The organism is Mesorhizobium sp. M7A.F.Ca.CA.002.15.2.1 (genome assembly GCF_003998715.1).
Classification (GTDB): domain Bacteria; phylum Pseudomonadota; class Alphaproteobacteria; order Rhizobiales; family Rhizobiaceae; genus Mesorhizobium; species Mesorhizobium ciceri.
Genome location: NZ_RZPI01000373.1, coordinates 1 through 5,492, shown reverse-complemented (window position 1 = coordinate 5,492; position 5,492 = coordinate 1). Strand labels below are relative to the sequence as shown.

Below are 5,492 nucleotides of genomic sequence, written 5' to 3'. Positions count from 1 at the left end.
GGCCCCGGGGACTGTAGGTTCGGCCACCGCCACTGCTGTTGCGTCCGCAAGGGGCGGACAGTCGCTCGACCTCCCGGCCGCTCTCCAGCCTCCCAGCGACAGCAAAACTCAATCAACAGTCAGCCGAACCGAGGCGCTGCCGGGCGTCCCGGATAAAGTCGTTCGGGCCTGCCATGATGCCATCGAGTCGGCCGCCGCTCCGTTGGGGGCGACCAGCGTGCGCGTCACCAGCGCGGGCTTCGTACATCAGTTGAGTCGGGCGACGATCTCGGCCCCCATCGAGGTCAGCATCGACTATGCGCGGCAAGGCAGCGTGGAAACGCGGCAGGCGGCGATCCAATGCGAATTGGACGCGACAGGCAGCGTGATCGGCCTGACATAGCGCATCGCGCAGAACACTCTCGCTGATGAAGCAGGGTGAATTCGAGAGGCCATTCATCTTTGGCCGAAATGGCAGCAGGCCTCGGGTGCATTACGAAGGGGTGCGGGGCATCAAAAATGGCCTTCCACGGAAGCGACCGCGCAGTCGGAAATCACTGCGGTGTCACGTGTCTTGGCAAGAGCGAATAAGGAAGTGTGATCGAACGCACCCGGGTCATCCGCGAAGGGCTGCGAACCTTGCCAATCTTCTTGCTGACGGCCTTCACCTGGCTGGCTGCCGCGCGGCCAGAACGCGGCTTCAGGGGCGGTTCGATCTGCGCGCTGCGGCGCTCAGTCCTGAGCCTGTCGTTGTCCCCGCGCGCCGCAGCCAAGTCGCGGGCAAGAGAAACAGTGGCCTTGCGTTGCTCGTCCAGAGCCTCCTGAAGCTTAGCGACACGCACCAAAAGAGCTTGGGCGGCGGCTTCGCGCTCGATGCGTGCTCTGTCGAGATCCTTACGATTCATGACGGCTGTAGTACGTTCCCGTGCCAGGGCCTGTGCCGTCTCGGTTGCGGCCTGCTCGGCACGCTCTTTCGCTGAGACTGCCTTGGCTCGCTCCAGTTCAGCCGCCTGGCGCTCGATGCGAGCTTCTTTCAGCTCCTCAACGGCCGCTGCTGCTGCAGCGCGTTCTCGTGCGAGCGTTCGCTCCGTGTCAGCTGCGGTCCGCTCCACTTGTTGTCTCGCTGTGACCGCGTCGGTCTGTTCCTGCTCAGCCGCAGCCGTACGCTTCATGAGTGCGGCATTGGCCAGTTTCGCTTCGGCGAGATCGCCACGAAGCAGCTCCGTCTTCCGGCGCTCGTCGTCGAGTATGCCGCTCGCCTGCACCAGTGAAGCCTTGGCCGTGGCGCGATCCTTGGCGGCCTCGGTCTCAAGCTGTTCAATTTGGACGCGCGCTTGCGATAAATCGCGCGCCTGCCTTTGGGCTTGCTCCTGCTCGAGATGAGCAGCGGGCATCTCCTTAAGGACATAGCTGGCGCCCTCGCTCAGCATCGTGCCGGCCTCTCCCGCAATGCGCCGCAACGCGTCAAGGGTGCGGGCTGCCGCGAGTTCATTGCGCAACCGCTCCTCGCGCGCGTCATCGGCAGCTGCCATGCTTGCCCTCAGCGTGTGGATCTGCTTGCTCGCCTCGAGGAGCGCTCCCTGCAGAGCGGCGCTCCTGGCACGCTCGCCTTCCGCCGCCCGGTGCTCCTGGTCGGCCAATTGTCTCGCAGCGGCAGCCTGAGCACGATCCGTCCCGGTTTGCGCCTGGTTAGCCGTGAGATCCGGGCCAAGCAATTCGGCACTCGCCTGAAATCCCAGCGGGCGCGAAAGGTCTCGATGGGCCTGGTCTTGGGTTTGCGAGATGGCGGAAGCGCTTTCGACCCAGATTTGTCTCGTCATCGCATAGCCAATCGGCGCGGCCAGACAAATGGCGGCGAGACCCAAGCGCGATACAAGAACGATCGGCCTGCGAACGACAGGGTTTGAGGCAGGCGCCATGGCCGGGTCGGGATCTCTCAACTGAGCTGTGAAATTCAAACCGCGATCCGCAGCATAGGCCAACGGAGCAATTTTTGGCGGTGAAGCCTTATGGCGCAATTGGTTCCATGCCGACCCGCAAATCCGCTTCCCACGTTCCGCGATCGCGCTGATGGATGCTGCAAGCCGGCCAGACTGCACTCTGTTCGGTGCAGGAGCACCGGTCTCGACCACTGACGAGCACCCGCTGGGTTCGGATGTCGCGGCGAAATGTTCGATTCGCACTCCGAACCGAGAGTAGTTGGTATTTTGAGCCCGAACATCCAGGCCGACCGCATGCAAGGGGTTGGCAGCCTTGGAAGAAGCAGGCCCGACGACAAGTCCGTCCGGGCTTTCCCATTCCCAAGAAGCCTCGTCGGCGAAACCGGATCTGCCTTCGTCAAACGCTGCAAGGCGGCGCCGTCGCACTGCGGCAAGGATACGCCGGAGCACAAGATAGACGCCCACCGATGCAAGCGTCACCACTGCGCTCAGAATGGCCAGATTTACGTCGTTTGCATACATTTCGGCAAGATAATTTGGCATTGCCGTGCCCGTGCGTTCTGGGTGTATTGCCAAGTTCATAAAGCGATGTCTGGTCATTCGCCTTGGTATTCGCCAAGGCCTTACCGCTCTCGGAGCGTCGCTTTCTTCGGGATCCTTCTGGTCCTTGCGAATTGTTGCGGATGGCGGGGCGCCGGTCGCGTTCCGATAGATCGCCGCAGTTGATATTCCGTAGCGGGCAATGGCCGACCAAGGACGCATGCAGGGCTCTGAAACGCCGGTTTGCGCCTCTGCATAGCAACCTCGCGAGAGTTCGCCGGTGCGGACAATTCGCCATTTCCGGGCTTAGGACTGTCCATCATGAACTTTAAGCTAGGTCACAGCGCACCACGGTCAACCATCAGCTCCTAGTGATCCTGCAGGCAGCCTTCGGCCAGACAAAGGGCCATTGTAGTGCCCGCTCTTCGTAGTGAAGCTGATCGTTCCTTGTTCGGTGATGCATTCCCGCCGAGATTAGAATTCGTCGTACTGTTTCGCGAAAAGTACGACGTCAATTTGCTAAGCTGATGCAAAGCATGGTGATCCCGACAGGAATCGAACCTGTGACCTACAGATTAGGAATCTGCCGCTCTATCCTACTGAGCTACGGGACCACGCGGCCAGACACATAGCCGCTTCGGATCGTTTCGCCAAGAGGCCGGCCGAAGGCAATTCGGCCGGCTTTGCGCTGCCGCTGTCAGGCGGCCAGCGCGGTTTCAGCCAGTTTCACCCAGTAGCTCATGCCGTGCGGGATGACCTCGTCGTTGAAATCGTAGGCCGGGTGGTGCAGACCGGCGGTGTCGCCATTGCCGATGAAGATGAAGGCGCCGGGGCGGGCTTCGAGCATGTAGGAGAAATCCTCGCCGCCCATCACCGGCTGGATGCCGCGGTGGACATGGGCGTCGCCAGCGACACTCATCGCGACGTCACCGGCAAACACCGTCTCTTCCGCGTGGTTGAAGGTCACGGGATAATTCGCCTGGTAGTCAACCTCGATCCTGGCCCCGAACGCGGTCGCCAGCCCGTCGCAAATGCTGCGGATGCGCTCTTCGGACTTCTTGGCGATTTCTTTTCGCAAGGTGCGCACGGTGCCGGCGATTTCGGCGGTTTCGGGGATGATGTTGTAGGCATCGCCGGCGTGGAACTTGGTCACCGACACCACCACGGCCTCGACCGGATCGGTGCTGCGCGAGGCGATCGTCTGCAAGGCGCCGACCAGTTGGCTGGTGATGACGATCGGGTCGATCGTACCGTGCGGCATCGCCGCGTGGCCGCCCTTGCCGCGCACGGTGATGGTGAATTCGGCGGTCGCCGCCATGATCGGGCCCGGGCGAATGGCGAACTGTCCGACAGGCAGGCCCGGCATGTTGTGCATGCCGAATACCCTGGAGATGTCGAAACGCTCCATCATGCCGTCCTTGACCATCTCGTTGCCGCCGCCGCCGCCCTCTTCGGCCGGCTGGAAGATCACCGCCACCGAACCGGTGAAGTTGCGCGTCTCGGCGAGGTATTTGGCCGCACCCAGCAGCATCGCCGTGTGGCCGTCATGGCCGCAGGCATGCATCTTGCCGGGGATGGTCGAGGCGTAGGGCTTTCCTGATATCTCGTTGAGCGGCAGCGCGTCCATGTCGGCGCGCAGGCCGATGGTGGGACCTTCGCCCTGGCGGCCGCGGATGATGCCGACCACGCCGGTCTTGCCGAGCCCGGTGACCACATCGTCACAGCCGAAAGCCTTCAGCTTCTCGGTGACGAAGGCGGCGGTCTTGAAGACGTCGAAGTTCAGTTCTGGCGTCTGGTGCAGATGCTGGCGCCAGCCGGCAACTTCGTCCTGCATTTCGGCGGCACGGTTCAGGATTGGCATGATGGTTCCATCTCGCTGTTGGGACGGCGGGTGTTGGCCGCTGCCTTGCAATTGTGATCGCCAGGCACTTTGCCATCTTGGCGTCACATAGAGTAAATAGCACCGCAACAATGGGGTCCGGGTTTTGAGGGTCGGACCATATGCTGGCGATCGCGTAATGAAATCTTACGGAGCCAGGGGCGACTACGGCAAGAGGCGATTTCGGATTTGATCATGCGGTACAGGCATTTCCTCAAACTATTCTCGGCTGGCACAATCGCGCTGTCGGTTGTGGCCGGGCCGGCGCTGGCCAATCCGGTGGTCGTGTTCGACCTCGGCAGCGGCAAGATCCTGCAGCATCAGGATGCGTTCAAGCGCTGGTATCCGGCATCGCTGAGCAAGCTGATGACCGCTTACGTCACCTTTCGGGCGATCGCGGCCGGCGAGGTACAGCTCGATTCGCCGATCAAGGTGACCAAACACTCCGCCGCCGAGCCGCCAAGCAAGATGGGCTTCAAGCCGGGTTCGGTGATGCGGCTCGACAATGCGCTGAAGATGATGCTGGTCAAATCGGCCAACGACATTGCCATGGCTGTCGGCGAAAATGTCGGCGGTTCGCAGGCGGCCTTTGCCGACCGGATGAACGCCGAGGCGACCCGGCTCGGCATGAACGGCACGCATTTCGTCAATCCGAACGGGCTCTATTCGCCGGATCAGTACACGACGGCGCGCGACCTCGCCGTGCTGGTGATGGCGATCCGCCGCGAATTTCCGCAATATGTGCCGTGGTTCTCGATCGAGGGCCTTGCCGTCGGCAAGAAGGCGATCCCCAACTACAATCTCTTGATCGGCCGCTATCCCGGCGCCGATGGCATGAAGACCGGTTTTGTCTGCCCTTCCGGCTTCAACATGATCGGTTCGGCGACGCGCAACGGGCGCACGCTGGTCGCGGTTGTGCTTGGCGAGAAGTCGGCGGTCACCCGCGCCGAGACGGCGGCAAAACTGCTCGATCAGGGGTTCGACACGCCTGTCGCCGGCTCGGCCACCGTCACCACGCTGGCGCCCTATGGCGACACGGTCTCACCCAACGACATGCAGGACGAGGTCTGCAAGAAGAAGACGCCGCAGGAGCAATCCGAGGCGCCGCCGGCCGCCGCCAAGAACGTGCCGAAATCACCCTATCAGGAAAAGCT

3 protein-coding genes, 1 tRNA gene and 1 pseudogene are annotated in these 5,492 nt (G+C 62.3%); 2 read left to right on the top strand and 3 right to left on the bottom strand.

What is annotated here, in order from left to right:
• Positions 1-382 (top strand): annotated as a pseudogene (locus ENZ74_RS34720) (hypothetical protein); the annotation flags it as partial.
• A gap of 151 nt (positions 383-533) precedes the next feature.
• Here ENZ74_RS34720 and ENZ74_RS35210 read toward each other — a convergent pair.
• The 3 genes from ENZ74_RS35210 to ENZ74_RS20095 form a co-directional block, all read right to left on the bottom strand.
• A complete protein-coding gene (locus tag ENZ74_RS35210) occupies positions 534-2,519 on the bottom strand; it encodes a hypothetical protein (RefSeq protein WP_244514235.1) in 1,986 nt (661 codons plus the stop codon).
• A 477-nt stretch (positions 2,520-2,996) separates the two neighbouring features.
• Positions 2,997-3,073, bottom strand: a tRNA-Arg gene (locus tag ENZ74_RS20100).
• Between the two features lie 83 nt (positions 3,074-3,156).
• Positions 3,157-4,320 (bottom strand): M20 aminoacylase family protein, encoded by a 1,164-nt coding sequence (locus ENZ74_RS20095; RefSeq protein ID WP_063169116.1) that lies wholly within the window; start codon positions 4,318-4,320, stop codon positions 3,157-3,159.
• A gap of 213 nt (positions 4,321-4,533) precedes the next feature.
• Here ENZ74_RS20095 and ENZ74_RS20090 point away from each other — a divergent pair.
• A partial coding sequence (locus ENZ74_RS20090; RefSeq protein ID WP_164761095.1) for a D-alanyl-D-alanine carboxypeptidase family protein occupies positions 4,534-5,492 on the top strand: 959 nt, incomplete at its 3' end.